The organism is Arthrobacter sp. P1_C12_2 (assembly GCF_056406415.1).
The window spans coordinates 138,499-164,103 of sequence record NZ_JBFUAF010000002.1 but is presented as its reverse complement, the minus strand read 5'-3'; the positions used below and the strand labels follow the sequence as shown (position 1 = coordinate 164,103).

General features: G+C 68.1%; 24 protein-coding genes. 9 read left to right on the top strand and 15 right to left on the bottom strand.

The genetic code is table 11. The features are described 5' to 3' along the window. Positions 1–18: 18 nt before the first annotated feature. The 5 genes from AC1DZQ_RS03370 to AC1DZQ_RS03350 all read left to right on the top strand — a co-directional run bounded on the left by AC1DZQ_RS03370 (position 19) and on the right by AC1DZQ_RS03350 (position 4,624). Positions 19–729 (top strand): class I SAM-dependent methyltransferase, encoded by a 711-nt coding sequence (locus tag AC1DZQ_RS03370; protein ID WP_476962410.1) that lies wholly within the window; start codon positions 19–21, stop codon positions 727–729. Continuing rightward, the gene (locus AC1DZQ_RS03365) at positions 722–1,900 is read left to right on the top strand and encodes an FAD-dependent oxidoreductase (RefSeq protein WP_476962155.1); all 1,179 of its coding nucleotides are present in this window, start codon (positions 722–724) and stop codon (positions 1,898–1,900) included. Before AC1DZQ_RS03370 ends, AC1DZQ_RS03365 begins: the two co-directional genes overlap by 8 nt. Positions 1,901–2,047: 147 nt before the next feature. Beyond that, the gene (locus AC1DZQ_RS03360; RefSeq protein ID WP_476962154.1) at positions 2,048–2,896 is read left to right on the top strand and encodes a PhzF family phenazine biosynthesis protein; all 849 of its coding nucleotides are present in this window, start codon (positions 2,048–2,050) and stop codon (positions 2,894–2,896) included. Between the two features lie 21 nt (positions 2,897–2,917). Continuing rightward, entirely contained in the window at positions 2,918–3,907 is a 990-nt protein-coding gene (locus AC1DZQ_RS03355; RefSeq protein ID WP_476962153.1) for a hypothetical protein, read from the top strand. Positions 3,908–3,916: 9 nt separating this feature from the next. Further along, complete coding sequence (locus AC1DZQ_RS03350) at positions 3,917–4,624, top strand: peptide deformylase (protein WP_476962152.1); 708 nt, start codon at positions 3,917–3,919, stop codon at positions 4,622–4,624. On the opposite strand, the gene AC1DZQ_RS03345 is transcribed toward AC1DZQ_RS03350, so the two are convergent. Then, positions 4,585–6,669 (bottom strand): S9 family peptidase, encoded by a 2,085-nt coding sequence (locus tag AC1DZQ_RS03345; protein ID WP_476962151.1) that lies wholly within the window; start codon positions 6,667–6,669, stop codon positions 4,585–4,587. The genes AC1DZQ_RS03350 and AC1DZQ_RS03345 overlap by 40 nt on opposite strands. Before the next feature lie 138 nt (positions 6,670–6,807). Between AC1DZQ_RS03345 and AC1DZQ_RS03340 the strand changes: the two genes are divergently transcribed. The 4 genes from AC1DZQ_RS03340 to AC1DZQ_RS03325 all read left to right on the top strand — a co-directional run bounded on the left by AC1DZQ_RS03340 (position 6,808) and on the right by AC1DZQ_RS03325 (position 10,182). Next, positions 6,808–7,674 (top strand): methyltransferase domain-containing protein, encoded by an 867-nt coding sequence (locus AC1DZQ_RS03340; protein ID WP_476962150.1) that lies wholly within the window; start codon positions 6,808–6,810, stop codon positions 7,672–7,674. Positions 7,675–7,906: 232 nt separating this feature from the next. Continuing rightward, positions 7,907–8,368 (top strand): NfeD family protein, encoded by a 462-nt coding sequence (locus AC1DZQ_RS03335; RefSeq protein WP_476962149.1) that lies wholly within the window; start codon positions 7,907–7,909, stop codon positions 8,366–8,368. Between the two features lie 89 nt (positions 8,369–8,457). Further along, positions 8,458–9,414, top strand: coding sequence for an SPFH domain-containing protein (locus AC1DZQ_RS03330; protein WP_476962148.1), 957 nt, complete (start codon positions 8,458–8,460; stop codon positions 9,412–9,414). A gap of 420 nt (positions 9,415–9,834) precedes the next feature. Next, positions 9,835–10,182 carry an RNA polymerase-binding protein RbpA gene (locus AC1DZQ_RS03325; protein WP_026266329.1) on the top strand — a complete coding sequence of 116 codons (348 nt, stop codon included), beginning with the start codon at positions 9,835–9,837 and terminating at the stop codon, positions 10,180–10,182. Between the two features lie 131 nt (positions 10,183–10,313). On the opposite strand, the gene AC1DZQ_RS03320 is transcribed toward AC1DZQ_RS03325, so the two are convergent. From AC1DZQ_RS03320 to AC1DZQ_RS03255, 14 genes are all read right to left on the bottom strand, one after another. After that, positions 10,314–11,051, bottom strand: coding sequence for a VOC family protein (locus tag AC1DZQ_RS03320; RefSeq protein WP_476962147.1), 738 nt, complete (start codon positions 11,049–11,051; stop codon positions 10,314–10,316). Between the two features lie 47 nt (positions 11,052–11,098). Continuing rightward, the gene (locus AC1DZQ_RS03315; protein ID WP_459384751.1) at positions 11,099–11,845 is read right to left on the bottom strand and encodes a polyprenol monophosphomannose synthase; all 747 of its coding nucleotides are present in this window, start codon (positions 11,843–11,845) and stop codon (positions 11,099–11,101) included. Positions 11,846–12,299: 454 nt separating this feature from the next. Beyond that, positions 12,300–13,979 (bottom strand): amidohydrolase, encoded by a 1,680-nt coding sequence (locus AC1DZQ_RS03310; RefSeq protein WP_476962146.1) that lies wholly within the window; start codon positions 13,977–13,979, stop codon positions 12,300–12,302. 117 nt (positions 13,980–14,096) lie between these two features. Continuing rightward, complete coding sequence (locus tag AC1DZQ_RS03305) at positions 14,097–17,042, bottom strand: DEAD/DEAH box helicase (RefSeq protein ID WP_476962145.1); 2,946 nt, start codon at positions 17,040–17,042, stop codon at positions 14,097–14,099. A 24-nt stretch (positions 17,043–17,066) separates the two neighbouring features. Next, positions 17,067–17,861 carry a twin-arginine translocase subunit TatC gene (tatC, locus tag AC1DZQ_RS03300; RefSeq protein WP_476962409.1) on the bottom strand — a complete coding sequence of 265 codons (795 nt, stop codon included), beginning with the start codon at positions 17,859–17,861 and terminating at the stop codon, positions 17,067–17,069. A gap of 48 nt (positions 17,862–17,909) precedes the next feature. Continuing rightward, entirely contained in the window at positions 17,910–18,179 is a 270-nt protein-coding gene (tatA, locus tag AC1DZQ_RS03295; protein ID WP_018772900.1) for a Sec-independent protein translocase subunit TatA, read from the bottom strand. Positions 18,180–18,214: 35 nt separating this feature from the next. Continuing rightward, positions 18,215–18,589 (bottom strand): hypothetical protein, encoded by a 375-nt coding sequence (locus tag AC1DZQ_RS03290; RefSeq protein WP_476962144.1) that lies wholly within the window; start codon positions 18,587–18,589, stop codon positions 18,215–18,217. Positions 18,590–18,594: 5 nt separating this feature from the next. Continuing rightward, positions 18,595–20,628, bottom strand: a complete 2,034-nt coding sequence (locus AC1DZQ_RS03285; protein ID WP_476962143.1) for a helix-turn-helix transcriptional regulator — start codon at positions 20,626–20,628, stop codon at positions 18,595–18,597. Between the two features lie 249 nt (positions 20,629–20,877). After that, on the bottom strand, positions 20,878–21,273 hold the full coding sequence (locus AC1DZQ_RS03280; RefSeq protein WP_229994972.1) for an FKBP-type peptidyl-prolyl cis-trans isomerase: 396 nt from the start codon (positions 21,271–21,273) through the stop codon (positions 20,878–20,880). Between the two features lie 46 nt (positions 21,274–21,319). Further along, positions 21,320–22,255 carry an FKBP-type peptidyl-prolyl cis-trans isomerase gene (locus AC1DZQ_RS03275; RefSeq protein ID WP_476962142.1) on the bottom strand — a complete coding sequence of 312 codons (936 nt, stop codon included), beginning with the start codon at positions 22,253–22,255 and terminating at the stop codon, positions 21,320–21,322. Positions 22,256–22,366: 111 nt separating this feature from the next. Continuing rightward, complete coding sequence (gene pafA, locus AC1DZQ_RS03270; protein ID WP_476962141.1) at positions 22,367–23,731, bottom strand: Pup--protein ligase; 1,365 nt, start codon at positions 23,729–23,731, stop codon at positions 22,367–22,369. A gap of 1 nt (position 23,732) precedes the next feature. Further along, the gene (prcA, locus tag AC1DZQ_RS03265; protein WP_476962140.1) at positions 23,733–24,440 is read right to left on the bottom strand and encodes a proteasome subunit alpha; all 708 of its coding nucleotides are present in this window, start codon (positions 24,438–24,440) and stop codon (positions 23,733–23,735) included. 1 nt (position 24,441) lies between these two features. Continuing rightward, a complete protein-coding gene (gene prcB, locus AC1DZQ_RS03260; protein WP_476962139.1) occupies positions 24,442–25,272 on the bottom strand; it encodes a proteasome subunit beta in 831 nt (276 codons plus the stop codon). Positions 25,273–25,358: 86 nt separating this feature from the next. Then, a complete protein-coding gene (locus tag AC1DZQ_RS03255) occupies positions 25,359–25,562 on the bottom strand; it encodes a ubiquitin-like protein Pup (protein ID WP_026266331.1) in 204 nt (67 codons plus the stop codon). Between the last annotated feature and the right edge of the window lie 43 nt (positions 25,563–25,605).

The window sequence follows — 25,605 nt, the reverse complement described above, 5'->3', positions numbered from 1 at the left end:
CGCTTTCGGGCGGCCCTGCTGCGGGACCGCGCATCAGACGCCGTCGAGGAAATGGACCTGCCCGGCTGCGACCCCGGCCGTCTGGAGCGCACGTATGCCCAGTTTGCGCTCGTCAACCGTGCCGTCGCCGGCTGGCGCGGTATCTATCGGTCCCGGATCCGGCCCGGGCTGTCCCCGGACTCCGCCACCTCCCTGCTGGATATCGGTTGCGGCGGAGGCGACGTTTCCGTGCTGCTGGCCCGATGGGCGGCCCGGGACGGACTGCGCCTCGAGGTCACCGCCATTGACCCGGATCCGCGGGCAATCCTGTTCGCCCGCGCCCGCCACGGGACGGCGGACGTGACGTTTCGCCAGGAGACAGCGGCGGAACTGCTCGAAGAAGGCCACCGGTACGACTTCGTGGTGTCCAACCATGTCCTGCACCATCTTGACGGGCTGGGAGCGTTCCTCGCCGAGTCGGCCATCTTGTCCAGTGGCGCCGTCATCCACAACGACATCCGCCGCAGCCCCGCCGCCTACGCGCTCTTCTTTGCCGGCTCCTGGGTGCTCACCGGTTCTTACATCCGGCAGGACGGGCTGACCTCGATCCGGCGAAGCTACACCGCCGCGGAGCTGGCCGCCGCCGCTCCCCCGGGCTGGACGGTTGCCCGCCACGCTCCCTTCCGGAACCTGCTGCTGCACGACCCTCCCGCCGGCGGCTACCAGGCAGGGCCTGCCGCCGGTGGCTGAGGTGCTCATCATCGGCGCCGGCCCGGTGGGACTGTTCATGGCTGCGCTGCTGCTGCAGGACGGCGTGGATGTGCAGGTCCTGGAACAGCGGAGCGCCCCGGAACCGCATTCGCGAGCCATCGGCATCCATCCGCCGGCGCTGGCCGCGCTCGCCGGAACAGGAGTTGCCGAAGCCCTGATTGCCGAGGGGGTCCAGATCCGCCGCGGCGTCGCCCTGGCCGGCGGACAATGTCTCGCGCAGATGTCCTTTGCCGGCGTCTCGGACCGCTTTCCGTTCGTCCTGTCCCTGCCCCAGGCCCGTACTGAGGCGCACCTGGAACGGCGGGTCAATGAACTCGCCGAGGGCGCCCTGCACCGCGGCGTCCGCCTCACCCGGCTGTCCGACGACGGCGCCCGGGTCAGCGTGGAAGCGGACTCCCGGAGCGGCACCCTGCGCTACACGGCGCCGCTGGTTATTGCCGCCGACGGCGTGCGTTCCACGGTGCGGGCGCTGCAGGGCATCGCCCTGCGCGTGAAAGAGTACCCGGACAGCTACCTCATGGGTGACTTCGCGGACGAGACCGGGTTCGGTCCGGACGCCGCGCTGTTCCTGGCCGGAGCCGGCATCGTGGAGTCGTTCCCCCTGCCCGGTCAGCGGCGACGCTGGGTGGTCCGGTTGGGCGCCGACGACTCCACTGCGGGCGCCCCCACTGCCGGCGCTCAGGCCGGCGACGGCCAGGGCGCGGACGCCCGGTGGCTCATGCGCTGCGTGCGCGAGCGGACGGGACTCGACATCGACGTCGGGACCAACAGCATGCTCAGCACGTTCGGCGTCCGCTCGCGTCTGGCCCGCCGGATGGTGGCCGGCCGGGTGGTGATGATCGGGGATGCGGCCCACGAGGTCAGTCCCATCGGCGGGCAGGGCATGAACCTGGGCTGGCTGGATGCCGCGGCGCTGGCACCCATCGTGTCGGCGGCCGTGCGTGGCCAGGATGTCACGGAAGCCCTCCGGACGTTGGAACGGACCCGGTTGAGGGCTGCGGCCAGGGCGGCACACCAGGCGGAAATCAACATGGCCCTGGGCCGGCCTCTCACGGACCGTCTCCTGGCGCTGCGGAACCGGGCCATCGCAGGCGTGGCCACGGTTCCGCCGGTGAATTCCTGGATCGCCCGCCGCTTCACGATGCAGTAGGGGTCGCGCAGACGCCTTCAATCACGGGGCCTGTTCGGCCCGGCCACTTTCTGAAACTGGACCTTTATTTTGAGGCCAGTTGAACACTAGTGTCTTATCGGAGCGCACCCAGGGCCGCATTTCAATTCGCACAGGAGAAAGAACCACATGACCGTCGCCGCATCCGCACGCCCGTTCTCTCAAGTAGATGTTTTCGCCCCCGGGCCTAAGGCCGGCAACCCGGTCGCCGTCGTCCATGACGCCGACGGGTTGGCCACCGAGCAAATGCAGAATTCCGCCAACTGGACGAATCTGTCAGAGACAACATTCCTGCAGACGCCGACCAATCCTGCGGCAGATTACAAGCTCCGCATCTTCACCCCACGCGCCGAAGTTCCCTTCGCCGGGCATCCGACACTCGGATCCGCCCACGCCTGGCTGGAACACGGCGGTGAGCCGCACGACATGGAACAGCTGATCCAGGAGTGCGGGGCCGGGCTGGTCAAGATCCGGCGCGCAGGCGCCGAGCTCTCCTTCCAAGCCCCGCCCCTGACCAGGTCCGGTCCGGTCGAACCGGCAACACTGAATCAGGTCATTGCCAGCCTCGGCATCAACGCCGATCACGTCCTGGGAAGCAACTGGATCGACAACGGCCCCGGCTGGCTCGGTATCCGGCTGGAATCCGCCCGGCAGGTCCTTGACCTCCGGCCGGACTTCTCCGTCATGGGCCAGTTCAATTTGGGCGTCATCGGCGCCTACCAAAAGGGCGGCCCCACGGACTTCGAGGTCCGCGCGTTCGCGCCGGGCCACGGCGTGGACGAAGACCCGGTTACCGGCAGCGTCAACGCCGGGCTGGCCCAGTGGCTCCGCAGCGAGGGTGCAGTCGAGGGCAACTACACTGTCCAGCAAGGAACAGTCCTCGGCCGCGGCGGACGCCTCACGATCACTAGCGAAGCTGATGCCGTCTGGGTCGGCGGCATCAGCCGCACCCTCATCAGAGGCAACGTCACGCTCTGAGCCTCGGAATAGACTGTGCGCATGGACGGCCTTCCTGTGACGCGCCGGCGCCGCATCCTGTTGCAGGTTGCGGCGGCCGCGGCCGTGCTGGGCGTTGCGGCGTCCTGCAGCACCGGTACGGCCGGGGGGTCCGCGTCCTCGGAGACGGCGACTGCGACGGCGGCTCCGGTTTCCACCGGCCCCGTGGCCGCGGAAGTCAGCCAGTTCCGCGACAACTACAGCAATCAAATCATCGAAATCCAGCTCACCAACACCACGGGTACTGCCTTGACCGTCCTCGGCGCGGAACTGACCAGTCCGCTGTTCGCGGCGCCGATCACGTGGCCGGCGCGCACGGGCGGGATCGAGCTGCCGCCCGGCCAGACGAAGAGCCTGCCGGCGCCGCTGCCCGCACCGGAATGCGGCAGCGGCAGCCCGGCCGCACCCGAAGCCGGGCCTGGTGCCTCGCCCGGGGCTGCGGGCGACGCCCGTGTGTCCCTGCGGCTGGCAACGCCGGAAGGAACCGCACCCGGGCCGGCCGTGGCCCCGGCAACAGACCCGTTCGGCGTCCTGACCCGGAACAATTCCGAGATGTGCCTGGCCCGGGATGCCTCGGCCGTGGCCGCGATCGCACTGGCTCCGGACCTTGAGGTCGCCGCGGACGGGCGGACCGCCGTCGTGCGTCTGCTGCTGCAACCGCGCACTGTCAGCGGGACAGGCGACGCCGCGGGTGCTGGCGCCGGTGAGCTGGTGATTGACCGGGTCGAGGAAACCACCCTGTTGGCGGAGGCCGGTCAAGCCCCATGGCCCCGGTCGGTAACGGTCCGCGCCGGCGGGGCACCGACGGAAGTGCGCCTCGGCATCCGGCCCTCCCGCTGCGATCCCCACGCCGTGGCCGAAGACAAAGTGGGCACGCTCCTGCCGCTGCGGGTCGGGGTGGCGGGCCGGGAGGGAATTCTGAAGATCGACGCCGGCAGCCAACTTCGCGGCCGGATTTACGACTTTGTTACAAAGGCGTGCGGCCGCCAGTAGTCTGGGGGCATGCCCTTTGACGCCAGGCCCACCGACTTCAGCGCCGCCCGGATTGGCGAGGCCGTCCAGGAGATCCTGAGCGCGGGCATCCTTCCGCCGATTGTCCAGGCAGGACATCCGGTGTTGCGGCACGTGGCGGCCCCGTACGACGGCCAGTTGACTGATGCCGAACTCGGTCACCTCATCGACCTTATGCGCAGCGTGATGCACAAGGCCCCGGGCGTCGGCCTGGCGGCCCCGCAGTTGGGGATTCCGCTGCAGCTCGCCGTCCTGGAGGACCAGTTCGACGTCGATCCCGACGTCGCTGCCGTCCGCGGCCGCGAGCCCCTGCCGTTTTTTGCCATGCTGAACCCGAGCTATCGGCCCCTTGATGCCAGGTCTGCGGCGTTCTACGAAGGCTGCCTCTCCATTGGAGGCCTGCAGGCGGCCGTCGTGCGGCCGGAATCGGTCGAGCTCGACTTCACGGCGCCGGACGGCACGAAACTCCAGCAAACTTTCTCCGGCTGGCAGGCCAGGATTGTCCAGCATGAAACCGACCACCTGCATGGGGTCCTGTTCCTTGACCGGGCCGAGCTGCGCTCCATCACCAACAATGCCGAATACTCTGCCCGCTGGGCCCAGCCGGACATCAGCCACGCCCGGCAGGAACTCGGGTTCCTGCCGGACCCGGCCGCGGACTACGGCAGCGGCGCCGGATTCGAAGCGGACGGCAGGTAGCGGGCCCACCACTTCAGGATTTCATCGAACCGCTGCTTGCGGTGGTGCGGAGTGCCGGAGCGGGACAGCTCATGGTTCTCACCCGGGAAGACCAGGAATCCAGTCTCGACGCCCTGCTGCTTGAGGGCGGTGAAGTACCGCTGGCCCTGCTCCACGGGACACCGGAGGTCCTCCTCGCTGTGGATCACGAGGGACGGTGTCCGAACGTTCTCCACGCGCGCCATGGGACTCTGGGCCGCCATCTGCTCCGCCGACGGGCCGGTGTATTCGCCGCCGAAGAACCAGCCGATGTCGGACGAACCGGTGAAGCTCACGGGATCCAGGAAACCGCGCTCGACTATGGCCGCCCTGAAACGGTGGTCGTGGCTGATGGTCCACGCCGTCAGGTAGCCGCCGTAGGATCCGCCCATGATCCCGACATTGGCGGCGTCCAGATCCTCGAACTTCTCCACGGCCCCGTCCAGGAACGCGAGGACGTCCTGCATGTCCACGGTACCCATCCGCTCCTTGATGGACCGTCCGTGCGCCTGGCCGTAGCCGGCCGAACCTCGCGGATTGCACATGAGCACGGCGTAACCGGCCCCGGCATAGACCTGCGCTTCGTCGAACAACGCCACGCCAAACTGGGCAAAAGGGCCGCCGTGGATGTTCAGCAGCACCGGGTGCGGGCCCGGGCCCGCCGGCTTCACGAGCCAGCCATGGACCGGGTACCCGTCGGCCGACGGCAAAGTCAGTTCCTGCGGCTCGCTGATCCCCGCCACGCTCCGCAGCTGCGCTGAGAAATCCGTCAGGCGGCGCACCTGCCCGCCGACGAGCACGGCAAGATCACCGGCCGTGGTCGAATCGCTGAAACTCACCACGAGCGTCCCGCCGCCGTCCGCTGCGCCGGTCACCACCCGGTTGCCTTCCAGGAGGACGGTGTGGGCCCCTGTCGCGACGAATTCGTGCAGCTCCACGGTTCCCCGCGCATTGTTCAGCATCAAGGCACCCGCGGCGCCTCGCAGCTCGATCCGGCTGCCGCCGGACAGGTCCAGGGTCTCGGCGTCGCTGAGCGCCGTGGCGGGTCCACCGGCGGCCGGCATGGCATAGAGGGCGGTGTTCCTGGCCACGAAGTCCCGGCCGGATGCGCCCAGGTCCTGGGCGAGGAAGAACAGCCACTGCCCATCCGCTGACTGGCGCACGGCGCTGATGGTCTGCCGTCCGGTGTTGGCCGGCACCACGGCCTGCGGCTGCCCGCCGGCGGCGGGAATCGCGTAGATTCCGCTGACGAGGTCGGTGTCCCGCCCATCGTGCAGGGCCGCGGTGAAGTAGATGGTGCCGCCGTCGGCGCTGAAGCTGGCGTCGTTGTGGTCCGCTGCCGCGGTGGTGAGTTGTTTGGCCGCCGGCAGCAGCCCGGCAGCCGCCTCCGCGGGATCGGCCGCAGAGCCGAGGGCCTTCAGGGCGCGTCCGGCCGGCGCCACCTTCGGTTCGGCGTCAAGCTGCGGCACCTCGAGGATGAACAGCTGCAGGGGCTTGTCTGCGGTGTAGCCAAGACCGTTCATCCGGTACTGGAAATCCGTGATCAGCCGGGCGTCCTCGCTGCCCGCACCCACGCCGTCGACGCTGCCATACCGGCCCTCGTCAGGAGTCCTGGCGCTGAAGGCAATGCTGCGGGAATCGGGTGACCAGGTGAAGGAACTGACCCCCAGCGGCGCCTCGGTCAGCGGCTGGGGTTCGCCGCCGGTTGCTTCCACCACGTACAGCTGCGGCTTTCCGCCGGCTGCCGCACGCAGGAACGCGAGGGCCCGGCCGTCCGGCGCAAAGTCCGGTGCCGTGTCGCGGAAGCCACGGGTCAGTCGGCGCGGCCGCTGGTCAGGGTTGTTGAAGTCCCGGTTGTTGAAGTCCGGGTCGTTCAGGTCCGGGCCCACTGGCACGGTCCACAGCTGGCCCACGTAGGCATCGGCATCGAAGTCCGGGCGGATCACGGATACCACGGCGCGGGAACCGTCGGGGTGCACGGCGGGGGCGGACACGGAATTGAGCAGCGGAAGATGTTCAGATTTCACGTTTGCGAGCCTAGCCCGTGGCGCGCCCGCTGTGAAACACCTCACGTCCCGCCGGTGCGGCGCGGCACGCCTCGGAGCGACCTTACGCTCTGCACGGTCCGCGCGGCGGGCCGGGGATCCGCGCTTAGGATGAAAGCTATGCCTGCCGCCCCCGCCCTCCCCCTCTTGTGCCCGGTGTGCCGCACCGGCCTCCGGTTCAGTGCCGGCGCCCGCACCCTTGTGTGCGGCGCCGGCCACAGCTTTGACGCGGCCAAGCAGGGATACTTCAACTTCCTGGTCGGCAAGGGCACTGTTTTTGAAGCCGACAGCGCAGACATGGTGGCGGCCCGCTTCGATTTCCTCTCCGCAGGGCACTACCAGCCACTGGCCGACGCCGTTGCCGGTCTCGCAACACCGGCGCTCCTGGCGGCCCCCGCCGGCCGGCCCGTTGTGCTGGACGCCGGAACGGGAACCGGCCACTACCTCAGGGCCGTCCTGGACCGGGCCGCGGACAATGTTCCCGCCGCTGCAATCGGCCTGGACATTTCCAAGTTCGCCCTGCGCCGCGCAGCCAGGATGAACCCCGAGGCATTGAACGTGGTCGGGGACGTCTGGCAGCCGTTGCCGGTCGCGGAGAACGCCGTCGACGTCGTCACCGTGGTCTTTGCGCCGCGCAACGCGCCCGAGTTCGCCCGGGTGCTCCGGCCCGGCGGCCGCCTGGTCGTGGTCACGCCACGGCCCGGCCACCTGGCGGAGGTCGCCGGCCTGACCGGGATGCTGGGGATCGAGCCGGCCAAGGACGAGCGGCTCGCCACGTCCCTGGGTCAGCACTTCGCGCCCGTCGAGGCAAGGGATCTGGACGTGCCATTGGCCCTGGGGCCGCGCGACGTCGCCAACCTGGCCTACATGGGACCGGCCGGCCACCACCTGGACCGTGCCGCACTCGCCGCCCTCGAGGCCGCGCTGCCGGCGCGGACGGCAGTCTCGGCCCGGTTCCGGATCAGCGTGTTTGAACCCATTTCCTGAGCAGTCCCGCCGCGGACCGCGGCGTCGCATGCCTTCGGGACGTCCTGAAGCCACCCCGGAAGAGGGAAATGGGGAGGCAGATCGGGACCGGGTATCGGCCCGCAAAATAACGACTTGGCCACTTTGACCAACAATTCCCAGCTGCAGGTCCCAGCTATTGCCCATCCGCTTAGGATGGAATCACAGTACTGGGGAACTGTGCCTGCAGCTCCCGGAACTCAAGGGGGAATTGATGTCTGAATGGCTGATCGAGAATTGGTGGGCGTTGTGGCTCACGCTCTTTCTCCTGTTTGCCGTGGTCGAGATGATCACTCTGGACCTGTTCTTCATCATGCTCGGCGGCGGCGCCCTCGCCGGGCTGGTGGCGGACTTCGCCGGCGCCGATCCATGGCTGCAGATTATCGCCTTCTGCGTGGTATCTCTGCTCATGATCGGCTTCGTCAGGCCGGTGGCCCTCAAACACCTCCACCGTGGCCCGGCAGATCAGCGCACCAACATCGAACGGCTCATCGGCGAATCCGCCGTCGTCATGGAGGCTGTGAGCGAAAACGGCGGGCTCGTCAAGATTGGCGGGGACGTCTGGAGTGCGCGGTCCCAATCGGGAGTGCTGGCGCCCGGACAGCAGGCCGTGGTCAGCGCCATCGAAGGGGCCACCGCGATCGTGGCCCCGCAGCCGGAATCCGCCATCCAATAAGGGACGCCGTTCGGCGGGCATTGCTGTCCAGCCGGCGTCGAAACTGGCGGAGCGAGACTAAAACAAAACAACTGGGGAATAGGTGAAGTATGGATATCGCAGTCGCAATTGTGCTGCTGGTACTAATTGTGTTCGTAATTATTGTGCTGGTCCGGTCGGTTCGGATCATTCCACAGGCCCGGGCCGGCGTCGTTGAACGGCTGGGCAAATACCAACGCACCCTGAATCCCGGGCTTACCCTGCTGATCCCGTTTGTGGACCGCTTGCTGCCATTGCTCGACCTGCGCGAGCAGGTGGTGTCCTTCCCGCCGCAGCCCGTCATCACCGAGGACAACCTGGTCGTCTCGATCGACACGGTGGTCTACTTCCAGGTCACTGACGCCCGCGCCGCCACCTACGAGATCGCCAACTACATCCAGGCCGTGGAACAGCTCACCACCACCACCCTGCGCAACGTGGTTGGCGGCCTCAACCTGGAGGAAGCGCTGACATCGCGCGACCAGATCAACGGCCAGCTCCGCGGCGTCCTGGACGAGGCGACCGGTCGCTGGGGCATCCGGGTCTCCCGGGTGGAGCTTAAGGCGATCGATCCGCCCCACTCGATCCAGGATTCGATGGAAAAGCAGATGCGGGCCGAACGTGACCGCCGCGCCGCCATCCTGACGGCGGAGGGCACCAAGCAGTCCGCCATCCTCACCGCCGAAGGCCAGCGCCAGTCCTCCATCCTGAAGGCCGAAGGCGACGCGAAAGCGGCGATCCTGCGGGCTGACGGCGAGGCGCAGGCCATCCAGAAGGTCTTCGACGCGATCCACAAGGGCAACCCGGACCAGAAACTGCTGGCCTACCAGTACCTCCAAACCCTCCCGAAGATTGCCGAAGGGTCCTCGAACAAGCTGTGGATCATTCCCAGCGAGGTTGGCGAGGCGCTCAAGGGGATCGGCAGCGTACTGGCTGCAAGCGCGCTGCCGGAGCAGGCGGCCTCGACGCCGGACGTTGCTCCGCTCCCAGCGCCCGCCGCCTCCGACGGCCAAGGGACCCGGCCCTGATCCTGCGCCCGCGCTGGATCACCAGGACGCCGCCTGCATAGCTGCGCGGCCCGGGTAGTCCCGTCCTGGCCCCCGCAGCCTGGCCGTTTCGGCCCGGCTGCGGGGGCCAGGCAGCTTAAGGCCGGCCCTGTCGGGTACAAGCTACGCAGTTCGCCCAGCAGGGCTACTCGCTTTACCTCGCATGCACCACTCCCGTATACTTGAATATTTGTCCGGTCAGTTCAGCCGTCCGGAACAAAAACGCTCCGCACAGCGTTGATTCCAATGACGTTTCAAACAGTTTTGTCCACTGGTGACTGTCATCTGGCCGGGCCACACCGGGCCAAGAACGGTACAGCGCGGTGCAACCAGAAGTCCGGCGCCTGACGGTCCCCGGACAACGCAGGGCTGGACCCTGCGAACCGAATAGAGGGAGAAAAGATGAGCGATCGCAGCCTGCGGGGTATGCGCCTTGGCGCACAGAGCATGGAGACCGAATCCGGCGTCGAACCGGCTCCGCGCCAGCGGGTTGAATACCGTTGCGAGGACGGCGAGCAGGTGTTCGTGACGTTCTCCTCGGAAGCCGAAATCCCCCCGGTCTGGGTTTCGAAGACGGGCAAGGAGGCGTTGCTGGTGGACGGCGAACGTCCCGTCAACAGCAACGAGAAGGCAGTGCGCACGCACTGGGACATGCTGCTGGAGCGCCGCTCGCTTCCCGAACTTGAGCAGATCCTCGAAGATCGCCTCACCATCCTGCGCGAACGCCGCGGCGAACGCCGCTCGGCCTAGACCCCAGCGCACCGGCTACGGCAAGGGCCGGGCCCGCATCGAATGATGCGGGCCCGGCCCTTTTCTGTTCCGCCGCCGACATCCTCTGCGTCTGCATCCCTGGACGCGCGCATAGGAGCCGAGACACTGTGTCAGCCCGGGGTGAGGACGCAGAACTCGTTGCCCTCCGAGTCGGCGAGGCACACCCACGGCACATCGCCCTGGCCGACGTCGGCGTCAGTGGCGCCCAGAGCCCGCAGCCGGGCCACCTCTGCCGCTTGATCGTCACCGGGGTACGGCCTCAGGTCGAGATGGACACGGCCAGACACGGTCTTCACGGGGGCGGTGCGAACGAACTCCAGATACGGCCCGACACCCTTGGCCGAACGCAGCCAAGCATGATCGTCGGTCACATCGTGCAGGGTCCAGTCCATCGCCTCGCCCCAGAACCGGGCCATGGCCCGCGGATCCGCACAGCTGACCACCACCGCGGCGATCGGCCCGGTGTCCCGATAGATCGATCGGGGCTCCAGCACGCGGAACAGGTTGCCGTCCGGGTCGGCCAGCACCGTCCACGGCACATCACCCTGGCCCGCGTCGGCGGGCGTCGCACCGAGCTCCAACAGGTGCGCGACCAGTTCCGCCTGATGGGACGCAGAGGTGGTGGCGAGATCGAGGTGCGCGCGGTACCTCACCGTCTCGGGGTCCGGGACGGTAACGACATCAACGCAGACGGCGGTGGGGTCCGGCAAGACGAAACCCACGGGTTCAACATTGGTTACCCCGGGTCCCTCGCTGGAAACACCCCAGCCAAGCGCCTCCGCCCAAAACCGGCCGAGCGCCGAGTCATCCCGAGCTTTGAAATTCACCTGAACAAGTCGCAGCGCCATACCGCCCGACCCTATACCCAGCTAATACCCGTTCTGGGAGACACGCCCTAGGCGTCCTGCCTGCTGTCCTGCTTGCCCCGGAGCTTGTTCCAGCGGGCAGTGAGTCCCCATTTGGTGACGTTGATCATGGCTTCCACGACGATGTTGCCGCTCATCTTCGAAGCGCCGAGCTCACGCTCCACGAAGGTGATGGGCCGTTCGACGATGGTCAGGCCGAGCTTGGCCACGCGCCAGGCCAGATCCACTTGGAAGCCGTAGCCAACCGAGTCCACCGCATCCAGGTTCAGCTTCTCCAGCGTGGTCCGGCGGAACGCGCGGAAACCGCCGGTGACGTCCTTGATCTTCACTCCGAGCATGATCCGGGCGTACGTGCTGCCGACGCGGCTGATGGCCTGGCGGTAGAGCGGCCAGTTGACCACACGGCCGCCGGGAACCCAGCGGGAGCCCATGGCGAGGTCCGCGCCCTGCTCCACGGCCTCGATCAGCTGTGGCAGCTGCTCGGGCTGGTGCGAGCCGTCGGCGTCCATCTCCACGAGGATGTCGTAGCCGGCGTCCAGGCCCCACTTGAAGCCTGCGATGTACGCGGCTCCCAGGCCGGCCTTTCCGGCGCGGTGCAGGACGTGGACCTGGCCGTCTTCGGCGGCCATGCGGTCCGCCAACTGCCCCGTGCCGTCAGGGCTGTTGTCGTCGACAACCAGCACGTCGGAGGCGGGCACGGCTGTGCGCAGGCGACCGAGGGTCTTGGGCAACGATTCCAGCTCGTTGTAGGTCGGGATGATGGTGAGGACACGCACAGCGAGGCCTTTCCTTGAAGGGAGCGGTCGGTGCGCCGAAAGTCAATCGTTCAGGATATTCAGGCGCAACTTCCCATTATAGGGAGTTGCGCGCGCGTAAGGGGGGCCAAGTGACCCCCCGGGCAGGTCCACCCGCTTCGGGCCAGTTCCGGCAGGCCGCGAATTGCGGCGCCGGAACCGTTTTCTGCTGCGAAGTAGACCCGCCCCCTGGGGGTGCCCGTGGTCATGACCAGTAAAGCTCCCGCGGGTGCGGCAACCTGGGATGGACCGGGGACCGCGGAGCCTGCGACGTACGCAAGGCTCCGTTGCCCCTCAATGCTACGGGGGCGGACCGATCTGTCAACCGAGCCGCGACCTGCCGTTTTGTCTATCGTTGCAGTTCAGGGCGGGGTCGCGGGCCGAAATGTTTCGGCTCCGCCGGCTGGATGTCGGGCCGGGTTCAGGCGCCGTGGGATCAGGCGCTGAGAGCGCCGCTGGCATAGAGTTCCTGGCCGTCCCGTACCGTCAGGAGGCAGGCAGGATCGCTGCCGGTGTCCAGGGCCGGCAGCAGCGGGGTGCGGGCGCGCGGGTCGGTGCTCCACGACTGCACGCGTCCGTCGGCCACCTGGACCATGAGTTCCTCGACTTCCCAGACGGCGAAGCTGGCCGGAGCTCCCGGCACGAGCTGCCCGGCCATCGGGTTGGGGTAGCGGGCTGCCCGCCAGCCGGCCCGCGTGTGGCCAAGGAACGCGGCGCGTGCGGAGATCTGTTCGGCAGGATTGGTGTGCTGCAGGCACGCGCGCACGCTGGACCACGGCCGCAGCGGTGTCACCGGGCTGTCGCTGCCGAAGCAGATCGGCACACCGGCCGCGTAGAGGCTGCCAAAGGCGTTCATTCCCAGCCGGCGGGAGCCGAGGCGCTGCTGGTACAGGCGGTCCGCGCCACCCCACAGGGCGTCGAAGACCGGCTGCGCGCTGACGGTAATCGCATAGCGTGCCAGCCGGCTGATGGCCGCGGCATCCGCGAGCTCAACGTGCTCGAAGCGGTGCCCCGCGGCGCGCACGCGCTGCTCCCCCACCTCGGCCGCGGCGAGGTCGAGGGCGTCGAGGGCAGCGTCCAGGCCGGCGTCGCCGATCACGTGGAATCCCGCCTGGATCCCCAAAAGCGAGCACGCCGCGACGTGGGCGGCTGCCTCGGCCACGGAGAGGTACAGGCTGCCGCGCTCTCCGGGCGCATCGGCGTAGTCCTCACGCAGGGACGCGGTCCGTGAGCCGATTGAGCCGTCGATGTTGAGGTCGCCGGCCAGGCCCAGCACCGGCAGGCCCAACCCGTCCAGGATGGACTGGGCATGTTCGGCGGATGCGGCGAGCTCGCCCCAATACGGCAGGATCTCCGGCACTGCCACGCCGTTCAGCCCGTTCGCGCCTCCGCTGGCGGTGCTGTTCCAGGCCGCCGCGAGCTGCAGGTCCTCGATGCTTCCGATGTGCGGGGCGGCCATCTCGGCGAGAGCCACGTAGCCGTTTGCCGCAGCCTCGGCGAGGGCACGCTGCTGGTAGGCGCGCAGGGTGTCGGCCGGCAGCTGGCGGGCTGCCAGGCGGGCCGCAGTGTGTGCCCCACGTTTGACCTGGCTGCCGGCGGCGCCGCCGTCGAGCCCGTCCAGGCCGGCCGCCGCGGCCAGGGAGTTCGATACCAGGGCCGAGTGGACATCCACGCGGGACAGGTAGACCTGGCGGCCACCAGCCGCGCGATCGATGTCGTCCCGGCTGGGCAGGGTGGGATCGGCCCATGTGGTCTCGTCCCAGCCGTGGCCCAGGACGCTACCATCCGCGTTGGAAGCGGAGACGCAGGCGGCGGCTACGGCGTCGAGCAGTTCAGCGGCCGAGCGCACGCCGCCCAGCTGGAGCCCGTCCAGCGCGATTCCGGTTTCCGTCAGGTGGACATGGGAATCGACGAAGCCGGGGGCCAACAGCGCGCCCTGCAGATCGATCACCTCCATGGAGGAGTCCGCGATGGACGTGGCGGCCTGCTCGGAGCCGACCCAGGCGACAGTGTCGCCGTCGACCAGCATCGCGGTCGCAAAGGGATCGGCCGCAGTGTAGACGGAGCCGTTGCGGTACAGCGTGACGTTGCGGGGGGCGGCCGGCGAATCGGTCATGGGGCGGGAACTCCTTGTAGCTGGTGGCCGGCCCAGCGCCGGCGGGTTCGAAAGTCTGGCAGGCCGCGGTGGCGGGCCAGCGAGTGGTCCAGGGGGCGGGCCGGCACGGCCCGCCCCCTACGCCACGGAGGAATACGCGACGACGCCGCGTTTGATGAGTTTGATGGCCTCCGCGCACAGCCGTGCAATCCGGGGGTCGAGGTTCGGGATGTCAGCGAGCTGGTCCAGGAGGTCAATCACCTGTTTCACCCAGCGGACAAAGTCACCCGCGGCCAGGTCGGTGCCGCTCAGCACGTCCTGGAGGTGCCGGCCCTTGGCCCATTTGAAGATCGGCCAGACGAGGCCGAGCTCGGGCTCGCCGGTGAGGGGCAGCTTGTTGGCTTCCTCGACGTCCTCCAGCGCGGACCATTCGTGGACCACGGTGTCTACCGCGGATTCCAGGGACACGCTCGGCATCTTGGGCCGCAGGCCGCGGTCCTCACGCTTGGCCTGGTAGACGAGCACACTGGCCAGGGCCGCGATCTCGGCGGCGTCGAGGTCGTTGAACGCCCCCATCCGCAGGGACTGCGAAATCAGCAGGTCCTTTTCGCCGTAGATCCGCCGCAGGCGCTGCCCGTCGGGGCTGATGGACAGCACGCCGGTGTCCGAGGTTTCCAGGTAGCCGTAGCCCGTCAGGACGCCGCATACGCGGTCGAACGTCTTGGCGATGGTGTTGGTCCGGCCCTGGATCTGGCGGATGAGCCCGTCCGTTTCCTGGCGGAGCTTCCACCAGCGTTCGGACCACCGGGCGTGGTCCTCGCGTTCGCTGCAGCCGTGGCACGGGTGGGCGCGGAGCTCACGGCGCAGCTCGGCGATCCGCTTCTCCTGGTTGGGCGCCGCGGAGGCCCGGCCAAAGTCGTCGTCGCGGCGCGGGGGCGCCGGCGGCCGGTGCTCGCGGATGGCGTTGCGCACCGAGGACGCCAAATCGCGGCGGGATTTGGGGACCTTGGCGTTGAAGGACCTGGGAATCCTGATCCGCGTGATCGGCGACAACGGCCCTTCGACGTCGTGCAGGCCGATCCGGCGGAGCTGGTTGTCCAGCGTCATGACGGCGGGGCGGGGTTCCCGGGATTCGTGGTCGGAGCTGAGCACCACCGCCAGCCCCGGCGACTTGCCGGCCGGAACGTCCACCACGTCGCCCGGGAGCAGCCTGCTCAGGGAGTCCTCGGTGAGGGATTTCCTGGCCCGGGAAGTGCCCCGGGAGGCGGTGGTCTCGGCATCGCCCAGGGCCCGCCGCAACCGCGCGTATTCGGTGAAGTCGCCCAGGTGGCAGGTCATGGCCTTGCTGAACCCGGCGATGGATTCCTCCCGGCTCCTGACCTGCCGGGCCAGTCCCACCACGGAACGGTCCGCCTGGAACTGGGCAAAGGAGGATTCGAGGATCTCCCGCGCGCGCGGCCGGCCGAACTGCGCCAGGAGGTTGATCGACATGTTGTACGTGGGCCGGAAGCTGGAGTTCAGCGGGTAGGTCCGCCGTGAGGCGAGGCCGGCGACAGCGGCCGGATCCGTGCCGGGTTGCCACAGGACGACGGCGTGGCCCTCGACGTCGATGCCGCGGCGACCGGCGCGGCCCGTCAGCTGGGTGTACTCCCCCGCCGTGATGTTGACGTGCGCCTCGCCGTTGAACTTGTCCAGCTTTTCCAGCACGACGCAGCGGGCCGGCATATTGACGCCCAGGGCCAGCGTTTCGGTGGCGAAGACGGCCTTGACCAGCCCGTCGACGAACAGCTTCTCCACAACCTCCTTGAAGGTCGGCAGCATGCCGGCGTGGTGCGCGGCGAGTCCGCGGAGCAGGCCGTCCCGCCAGCTCCAGAAGCCGAGCACATCGAGGTCGTCAGAGGGGATGTCCTGGGCGGCCTCGTCGACGCGCTGGGCGATGATCTGCTGTTCACGCTCGGTGGTCAGCCAGAGTCCGGCGGCGACGCACTGGGCCACGGCGGCATCGCAGCCGGCCCGCGAGAAGATGAACGTGATGGCCGGCAGGAGGTCCTGCCGGTCCAGGCTGGCGATGACCTGCGGCCGGCTGGCCTTCCGCACCGGGCTGCGCTGGGCACTCTGCGGTTCGTCCCGCTGGCCGCGCTGCTGCCGGCGCTGGTTCCGGCCGCCATGGCCGAAGCGGCCCCGGAAATTCATCTGGCTCTCGGCCCGGGCCATGGACAGCAGTTCCGGGTTGACCTCGAAGCCGGCCCGCCCGGGCAGTTCTGCCGTGACGGCGGCCGCCGAGCCACCGCCGGCAGCGGCACCAGCACTGACGGCAACGGCCTCACCCGCGGCTGCCTCACTGGCAGCTGCCTCACCGGGCAGCGCGATCTCGTCAAAGCTGGTGTCGCCCGCAAACAGGTCCACGATCTTCCGGCCCACCATGACGTGCTGCCACAGCGGCACGGGGCGGTGTTCGGAGACGATCACGTCGGTCTGCCCGCGGACAGTGTCGAGCCACGCACCGAATTCCTCGGCGTTGGAGACCGTGGCGCTCAGGGACGCCACTTGGACCTCGCTGGGCAAGTGGATGATGACTTCCTCCCACACGGCGCCGCGGAAGCGGTCGGCGAGGTAGTGGACCTCGTCCATGACCACGAAGCCGAGGTCATCCAGGGTGTCCGAATCCGCGTAAAGCATGTTGCGGAGCACTTCGGTGGTCATCACCACCACCGGGGCGTCGCCGTTGATGCTGGTATCGCCGGTGAGCAGGCCCACCTGGGCGGCGCCGTACTTGGCGGCCAGCTCGGAGTACTTCTGGTTGCTCAGGGCCTTGATGGGGGTGGTGTAGAACGCCTTGAGCCCGCGCTGGAGAGCCAGATAGATGGCGAACTCGCCCACGATCGTCTTCCCGGCGCCGGTGGGGGCGGCCACCAGCACGCCCCGGCCGGCCTGCAGCGACAGGCACGCTTCGCGCTGGAAGTCATCGAGTTCGAATTCGAGCGAGCGGATGAACCCGCCCAGATAGGTCTTGGCTTCAGCAGCCCGCTCGACGCTGGCGCGGTAACGTTCGGACGGTGATTCCGGCCCGGGGTGTGACGACATGCTTCCAGCCTAATGCGCGAAAGGCTAGAGATTCTCCAGCTCGGAGCTGGGGGTGGCCTGGTCGGCGGTGGCTTCGGTCTCGGCGTCGCGTTTGACGGCGCGTCGCTCGCGCCGGCGGTCGTTGAGCAGGCACAGCCCGATCGCGGCGAAGAACAGCGCCAGCATGGGGCCGGCCAGGTAGAACATGCTCATGGCGTCGGCGCCGGGAGCGGCCATTGCTGCGAACAGGCAGACCAGGAAAACCGTGATCCGCCAGCTCTTGAGCAGCTGCTGGCCCTTGATCAGGCCGGCCAGGTTCAGGCCGAACAGGACCACCGGGAGGAGGAAAGCGATGCCGAAGGCGAGCAGCAGCCGCAGCACGAAGGACAGGTACACCTGGGCGCTGATGAAGTTGGAGCCGCCCGACGGCGTGAAATCGGTCAGGACGCGCACCGCGTTGGGCAGCACGAGCCAGGCCAGCAGGACGCCGCCAAGGAAGAGCGGCACGGCCGCCGCCACGAAGGACAGCGCCAGGCGGCGTTCCTTCTTGTGCAGCCCGGGCACAATGAAGGCCCAGAGCTGGTAGAGCCAGACGGGGCTGGCGATAATCAGGCCCAGGAACACGGAGACCTGGATCATGAGGTCGAAGGAGCTCGCGACGCCGTCAAAGTTCAGGGTGGCCTGGCGGCCTTCGTGCTCGTTCAGGTCGCGGATCGGCTTGATCAGCGCCGCCAGCATCGGCTGGTAGACAAGGAAACCCACTATCGTCCCAAGTACGACGGCGATTGCCGCCTTGAAGAGCCGGTTGCGCAGCTCTTTGAGGTGGTCGAGGAGCGCCATCCTCCCCTCGGGGTTCGATCGACGGCTCATGGTTACTGCCATGCGGTCTTAGGCGCGGGTCGACGGCGGAACGTCGGTTCCGTCGCCCGTGCGGCTTTCCGGTGCGCCGGCCTGCGGGTGGTTGATGACCCGGCCCTCGACCGGCTCGGAGCCGTCCTTGGCATCGGTGGTGCCGTCCTTCTTCATTTCCCGGACTTCCGACTTGAAAATGCGCATCGACTGACCCAGACTGCGGGCCATGCCCGGCAGCTTCGGCGCAGCGAACAGCACCAATGCCAGAACGATGATGATGATGAGATGCCAGCCTTCAAGCCTCATGTGGAGAGGTCCTTTCGTTTGAATACATCCTATGACTAACGCGTTTCGATGTCGCGCAGCGCCTGGGGCTGCCCGCGGTCCTTCTTGCGCTGGATGCGGCGCAGCCGGCGTGCGTTCTGCCGGGCGAACTTGGATGCGTGGTAATCATGTCGCATCCGCGCGGGCGAGGCAAAAACGGCGTCGCCGGGCACCGGCCGGAGGGCCGCTTCCGCGGCGTCGGCGTCGGCCGTTGCGGACCGGGCCCCGGGCCCCGCAGGCGAGGGCAGGCGGGAAAATCGGTCGGCGGCTTCACTTAATTCCTCAAGCGTGGTCATGGCTTGCCGGTATAGCCGCAGGCCGAGCACTCCGAAGAACAGCAGCGAAAGCGCGACGAGCGCTATCCAAATAACAATCCATGACCACCAAGGCATGCGGATCAGTCTATCGGGCGATCCGACGAGGCTTCGTACTGCGACAGTGCAGCGGCGAGCCACTCCCGCGACGCGGCCGCGAGGGCCTCTGGCTGTAGGACCCGCACCATCCCGCCGTGTTGGGCCACGAACATCGGCAGCCAGTCCGTGCTCCCGAACCGGATTTCGGCGAGCATGCCGCCGCCGGGCAGTGCCGCGGTCCGCTCGGCGTAATAGTCATCGGCGAGGCCGGTGCCACGGGGCGCAAGTTCCACCACCACCACCGTGTCGTCGTCGTTCGGGGTGAAGAGTTTCACCGGAAAGCTGTCCGCCGGTTTCGCCGTCGCGGCCACCGGCAGGCCGTTGGGCTCAAGGGCTTCGATCCGGTCCAGCCGGAAGTTGCGCAGGCCTTCGGCGGAGTGGCAGTACGCCTCGAGGTACCACGTGTTGTCCAGCGAATAGAGCCGCAAGGGGTCCACGTCGCGTTCGGACACGGCGTCGCGCTGCGGCGAGAAGTACCTCAGGTGCAGCTGCGCGCCGGATTTGAGGGCCGCGCGGGCGGTGTCGAGGGTGGCAGAGTCGCCGGGAGCGACCTCGGGGCCGGAGAGCGCGGCCGCTTTGACGCCCTCCTCCCCCGCCGCGGCCATCAGTTTGAGCGTCACCGATTCGAGTGCGCCGCCTTCGGCGAGTTCGGGCAGGCTGTTGAGGGTCTCCAGGCCGGTCAGGAGCGCGCAGGCCTCGTCCACGGTGAACCGTACGGGCCGGGTCAGGTCCAGGGCCTGGGTGATGAATACGTGGTCATCGTCCCACTGGATGTCCAGTAGATCGTCCGGGTAGCCTTCCGGCAGTCCCGAGCAGATCAGGATCCGCAGGTCGTCCTCGAGCGCCTTGCGGGTGATCCCAAACCTGGCGGCAACCTCGCTGATATGCAGCCCCTGGTTGTGGACAAGGAAGGGGACGAGCTGCAGCATCCGCTTGAGCTGGTCCTCCGAGGTGCGCTTACGGGTGCGGCCGGCACGGCCGGCCTCGGGGAAGGCCACGTCCGGAACAGGGCTGGCGGCGAAGGCGGCGGCTGCGGTGAGGCGGCGTCGGACGGCGCCGGCGAGCTCGGGTGGCGAAATCACGGTGACCCGGGGCCCGTAGGAGGCGAGCTCCTCGCCCAGCGTCTCGGCATCGCGGAAGTGCACCGTGAGCCGGTCCGTCCCGGCCGCGGGCCGCCGTGTTCCCTGTTCCGGCGCTCCGGCTCCCGGCGCCCCGTCCGGAACCGCCTGGGCGCGTTTGCGGAGCCCCAGGAGGCGCCCGTGCTCGACGTCGACGGCGGCGCTCCGCACCGGCAGCTCGGCCAGGCCGGCCAGCTCAGCGCGGACGTTGAACCCGGCGGGCGGCGTGAAGCTCTCCTTGTCCAGGACGGTCACGGCGGACGTCAGGCGGGACAGGCGGAAGAACCGCTTGTCCCCCCGGCCCCGATCGTGGCCCACGAGGTACCACTGGCCGAAGCGGCTGCCCAGGCCCCAGGGCTCCACCAACCGTTCCTGCTCCTGGCCCGTGCTGCCGGCGAGGTAGGTGAACCGGACCGGGTGCTGGGCGTGTATGGCCGCGACCAGGTCCTCGAAGGCCTGGCCGGCGGGGCGGATGCGCGGCTGGACGCCGGTGGGGAGCTCGGCGTCGACCAGGCCGCCGGCGGCCTGCAGCTTGCGGACCGCGTCCACGGCGGCGGAGCCGAGGGCGGCGTGCTCCCAGAGCTGCGCCGCGAGGGTGAGGACTGTGCACTCTTCGGGGGTGAGGCTGACATCGGGCAGCCGGTTCGATTCCTTGCCGATCCGGTAGCGGGTGGTCGCCGGGTCGTCGGAGCCCCAGCCCATGTCCGTCACAGCCTCGATGTCGAAGCCAAACTGGCGCAGCTCGCCTTTGTCGCGTTCGAACATGCGGCCGAAGGCGACGTCACTGCTCGTGGTGTCGTGGTAGACCTTGTCGCGCAGCTCGCTGCGGCGCAGGCCGTACTTGGTGTTGAGCAGGGCGATGAGCAGGTTCAGGAGGCGTTCTGTACGTGAGGCGGACACCTCGCAAGGGTACTAAAGCCGCTCCCGGAAAATGACGAAAGCGCGGCAACAGCCGGAAGAACTTTTCCGATTGTTACCGCGCTTCGTGCATGTCAGCAGCATATTCAGCCTGCTGGTACCACCGGCCGGTGGGCCCACGCCCGCCGGGTTCCCTGTCCGTCCGTGGAGCCGCTCCGGCGAGGGCCCCAGCCCGAGCTTGCGAGGGCAGGGAGCCGGTGGGGACTTGCGAGGATAGGGGGCGGGTGGGGATTAGCGGACGGCGACGAGGTCGACGACGAAGATCAGGGCCTCGTTGGGGCCGATCGCTCCGCCGGCGCCACGGGAGCCGTAGGCCAGCTCCGACGGGATCTCGAGCCGGCGGCGGCCGCCGACCTTCATGCCCAGCAGGCCCTGGTCCCAGCCCTGGATGACCTGGCCGACGCCAACCCGGAAGTCCAGCGGCGCGCCGCGGCCCCAGGAGGCGTCGAATTCTTCACCGGTGGACCAGGCGACGCCCACGTAGTGGGTGGAAACGGTGTCGCCGGGCTTGGCCTCGGCGCCGTCCCCTTCGATCAGGTCGGTGATGACCAGTTCGGTGGGGACGTCTCCCTGGGGGAAGTCAATTTCCGGCTTCTCGCGGTCGAGGTTGCGCTGTCCAAATGACATGGTTACTCCTTTGAGGTGACGTGTGATGACGTGGTGGTGCGGTGGATTACTTGACGCCGAGGATGTCGACGACGAAGACGAGGTCGCCCTTCGCGTCGCCCTGGCCCTGATCACCGTAGGCGAGGTCCTTCGGGACGACCAAAAGGACGCGGGAGCCGACCGTCTTGCCGGCCAGGCCCTGGGTCCAGCCCTTGATGACGCCGGTCAGCGGGAAGGTGGCCTTCTTGCCACTCTCAAAGCTGGAGTCGAAGACCTTGCCCGTGGCGAGGGCGACGCCGACATAGTTGACGGTAATGGTGTCGGTCTCCTTGAGGGCCTGGCCCTTGCCGGTGATGAGGTCCTGGGAGACCAGCGCGGTCGGAGCCTTGACGCCGGCCACCGAGATCTCCGGGACGCCCTTGTCGTTTTCCTTGACGGTCGGCAGTCCGGCCGGCGGGGTGACGGCGTCGCCCTCAGGCTTGTCCAGGACCGGCGGAGCGTCCTTGGCGCCGAGCACCTTGACGATCAGGAGCTGCGTCGGCTTGGCCTCGGCACCCTCGGCTGCGGCCTGGCCGGGAACGGCAAGGGCGATGTGCGAACCAACCTTGGCACCCACGAACGCGTTGTAGATGACGGGGCTGCTGCTCTTGAGCTCGTCGTTCAGTTCCAGCGGCTCGGGATCGTTCGGGAACGTGTCTTCGAGGGTGGAGCCGTCCTTGCCGTTGAACGCCACGATCGAAATGTTGGCGATCTGGTTGGCCTTGACCCGGTCGCCACTGCCCTCGGTGACCACCTTGACAGTGGGTTCCTTGACGTCGAGCGGCTTGGTGAATTCAACACCGGGAGCCTTTTTGTCACCGTTCTCAGTCAATTTGACCGAGTCCAGCTTGGCGGTCTCACCCGCGGACTGGCTGGTGGGTTCCGGAGCCGGAGGCGCTTCGTTGCCGCCGCAGGCGGTCAGCAGCAGCAGTCCGGGAAGGAGAATTGCTAGTAGTCGGCGCAATTGGAAACTTTCGTCGAGGCAGGGTGGACTCAGTGCCGTTCGGTTTCCCGTGGCAAAGAAAGCGGCGGCCGCAGGGCGGCCCTACCCCAGAATAACGTGCGAAGCTGGGTATCAGCCCATCGAGTCCAGCAGCGCATCTACCCGGTCGTCCACGCTCCTGAACGGATCCTTGCACAGAATGGTCTGGTGGGCGCGGTCGTTCAGCTTCAGATGAACCCAGTCCACGGTGTAGTCGCGGCCGAGCTCCTGGGCGCGCCGGACGAAGTCGCCGCGGAGTTTGGCGCGGGTGGTCTGCGGCGGGGCATCCACGGCATCCTTGACCGCGGTGTCGTCCACCACCCGGCGCACCGCCCCGCGGGCCTGGAGCAGGTAGAAGAGGCCGCGGCCACGGGAAATGTCGTGGTAGGTCAGGTCCAGCTGCGCAATCCGGGGAGCGTCAAGCCCCAGCCCGTGCCGTTCCCGGTAGTTGTCCATGAGCTTTTTCTTGATGGCCCAGTCCACTTCGGTATCGATCGTGCTCGTGTCGCCGCTTTCGATGGCGTCCAGCGTGCGCTGCCAGAGGTCCAGGATCAGCGGGACGTGGGCGTTGTGCGCGCCGTGTTCGGCCACGAACGCGGTCACCTTGCCCAGGTATTCACGCTGGATTTCCAGGGCCGTGAGCTGCCGGCCGTTGGCGAGCCGGACCAGTGCCCGGCCGCTGAGATCGTGGGAGATTTCCCGGATACTGCGGATCGGGTTCTCCATCCGCATGTCGCGCATGATCACACCGGCTTCGATCATCCGCAGGATCAGGTCCACAGTGCCGATCTTGAGCAGGGCCGTCGTTTCGGACATGTTGGAGTCACCCACGATCACGTGCAGGCGCCGGTAGAACTCGGCGTCCGCGTGCGGCTCGTCCCGGGTGTTGATGATGGGCCTGGAGCGGGTGGTGGCGGAGGAGACGCCCTCCCAGATGTGGTCTGCCCGCTGGGAAAACGCGAACGTCGCCCCGTGCGGGGTCTTGAGGATCTTGCCGGCCCCGGCGATCAACTGGCGGGTCACGAGGAACGGGATGAGGATCTCCGCGAGCCGGGAAAATTCCCCGCGCCGCGGGATGAGGTAGTTTTCGTGGCTGCCGTAGGAGTTCCCGGCCGAGTCCGTGTTGTTCTTGAACAGGTACACGGTCCCGTTGAAGCCCTCCGCTGCCAGCCGTTCCTGGGCTTCGTCCACGAGGTCGCACAGGATCAGTTCCCCGGCGCGGTCATGGGCGATCAGCTGGGCCAGGTCGTCGCACTCGGCCGTGGCGTATTCCGGATGGGACCCGACGTCCAGGTAGAGGCGCGAGCCGTTCGTCAGGAAGACGTTGGAGGACCGTCCCCAGCTGACCACCTTGCGGAAGAGGTAGCGGGCGACTTCCTCCGGCGCCAGCGGCCGGGACTCCGGGCTTGAATAGGAAATTCCGAATTCGGTTTCGATGCCGAATATGCGCTTGTCCATCTCACTTCTCCTCAGCCAGCAGTGCCACGATGTCCGGGTCCTCAAGCCGGCGGAAGGCCCGGCGGGTGCCGCGGCCGCTTTCCGATCCCCGGTCCAGTACCGCAACTTCCAGTGCGGATACCGGCAGGGTGGTGGTTTCCTTGTCCGCCACGAGCCCGGCAAGGGCCAGCCGGATGGCGCCCGCGAAGTCGAGTTCGCCCCGCCAGCCCGCCGCGACAGCCTCGGAGACCTTGTCCGCCTGACCGCCCATCACGATAAAGCCGTGCTCGTCGGCGATGGACCCGTCAAAGGTCAGCCGGTACAGATGGTCCGCCTCCTGGACCTGACCGACTTCGGCCACGGCCAGTTCGACCTCGAAGGGTTTCTGTTCGGCCGTAAACACCGCGCCGAGGCTCTGCGCGTACACGCTTGCCAGGCCGCGGGCCGTGACGTCCTCGCGGTCGTAGGAGTAGCCGCGGACATCGGCGTACCGCACCCCGGCTTGCCGCAGGCTCTCAAACTCGTTGTATTTTCCGACGGCCGCGAACGCGATCTTGTCGTAGATCTCGCCGATCTTGTGCAGCGACGGGGACGCGTTCTCCGCCACGAGGGCGATCCCGTCCCGGCAACTGATGACCACCACCGAGCGTCCGCGGGCGATGCCCTTCCGCGCGAAATCCGCGCGGTCCTTCATCAGCTGTTCGGGGGATACATAGAACTGCTGGGTCATCTCAGGCCTCCCGCTGGGCGACGGTCCGGGATTCGATGACGCGGCCGGCCACTGCGGCGAGATCGCGTTCCGGGACCCGGAAGGCGCCTGTTCGGTTCACGATGTACACCACCGGCCATAGCTGCCGGACCGGGTCCGGGCCGCCCGTGGCGGAGTCGTCGTCGGCGGCGTCGTACAGGGCCTCGACGGCGACCGCCACGGCGTCCTGCTCCGAGAGGCCGGGCCGCCAGAGTTTTTTCAGCGCGCCGCGGGCGAACATCGAGCCGGATCCCACCGCGTGATGCTCCTGCTCCTCGTAGCGGCCGCCCGTGACGTCGTAGGAAAAGAGCCGGCCGAAGCCTGCGGGCCGGTCGAATCCCGCGAACAGGGGGACGACGGCCAGGCCCTGCATAGCCATCGGCAGGTTGCCGCGCACCATGGCGCCGAGCCGGTTCGCCTTGCCGTCCAGGCTGAGGAGTGTGCCCTCGATCTTCTCGTAGTGTTCCAGTTCGACCTGGAACAGCCGGGTGATGTCCAGGGCGATTCCGGCGGTCCCGGCGATGCCCAGCACTGAGTACTGGTCGGCGGGAAAGACTTTCTCGATGTGCCGGCTCGCGATCACGTTGCCCATGGTGGCGCGGCGGTCCCCGGCCATCAGCACTCCCCCGGCGTAGGTCATCGCCACGATCGTGGTCCCGTGCGGGGCCTGCAGCGGTGCCGCCGGATGGGCGGCGGGCAACTGGTTGAAAGGCACTTGGCCGAAGGGCATTAAGTCGGGCCGTTCGCGCTGCAGATGCTCGGTGAATGAGGACGTCGCGTTGGCTGCTACTCGGTTGGCTGTTGTTTCCTGCACTGACGCTCTCCCTCAACGTGGTGGATCAACGACTCGTCCGGCCCTTAGCCCCTCCCGCCGCCCTCATCCGGCGGCCGGCGGCGCTCCTACTGGCCGCCCTTTTGGACGAATGCGCGGACGAACTCCTCGGCATTGGACTCCAGCACGCCGTCGATCTCGTCGAGGAGATCGTCGACGCCCTGGGTGGCTGCCGACGCCTGGGCGTCCGCCGGGGCCGGCGGYGCGGCGGGGACGTCCTCGTCAACCTCGGTGTCCCGCGACTGCGGCTGCTGCTGCTCCTGGCCTGCCATTGTTTTCTCCTTCATGTCCGTCCCTTTTCTCCTAAGGGACATC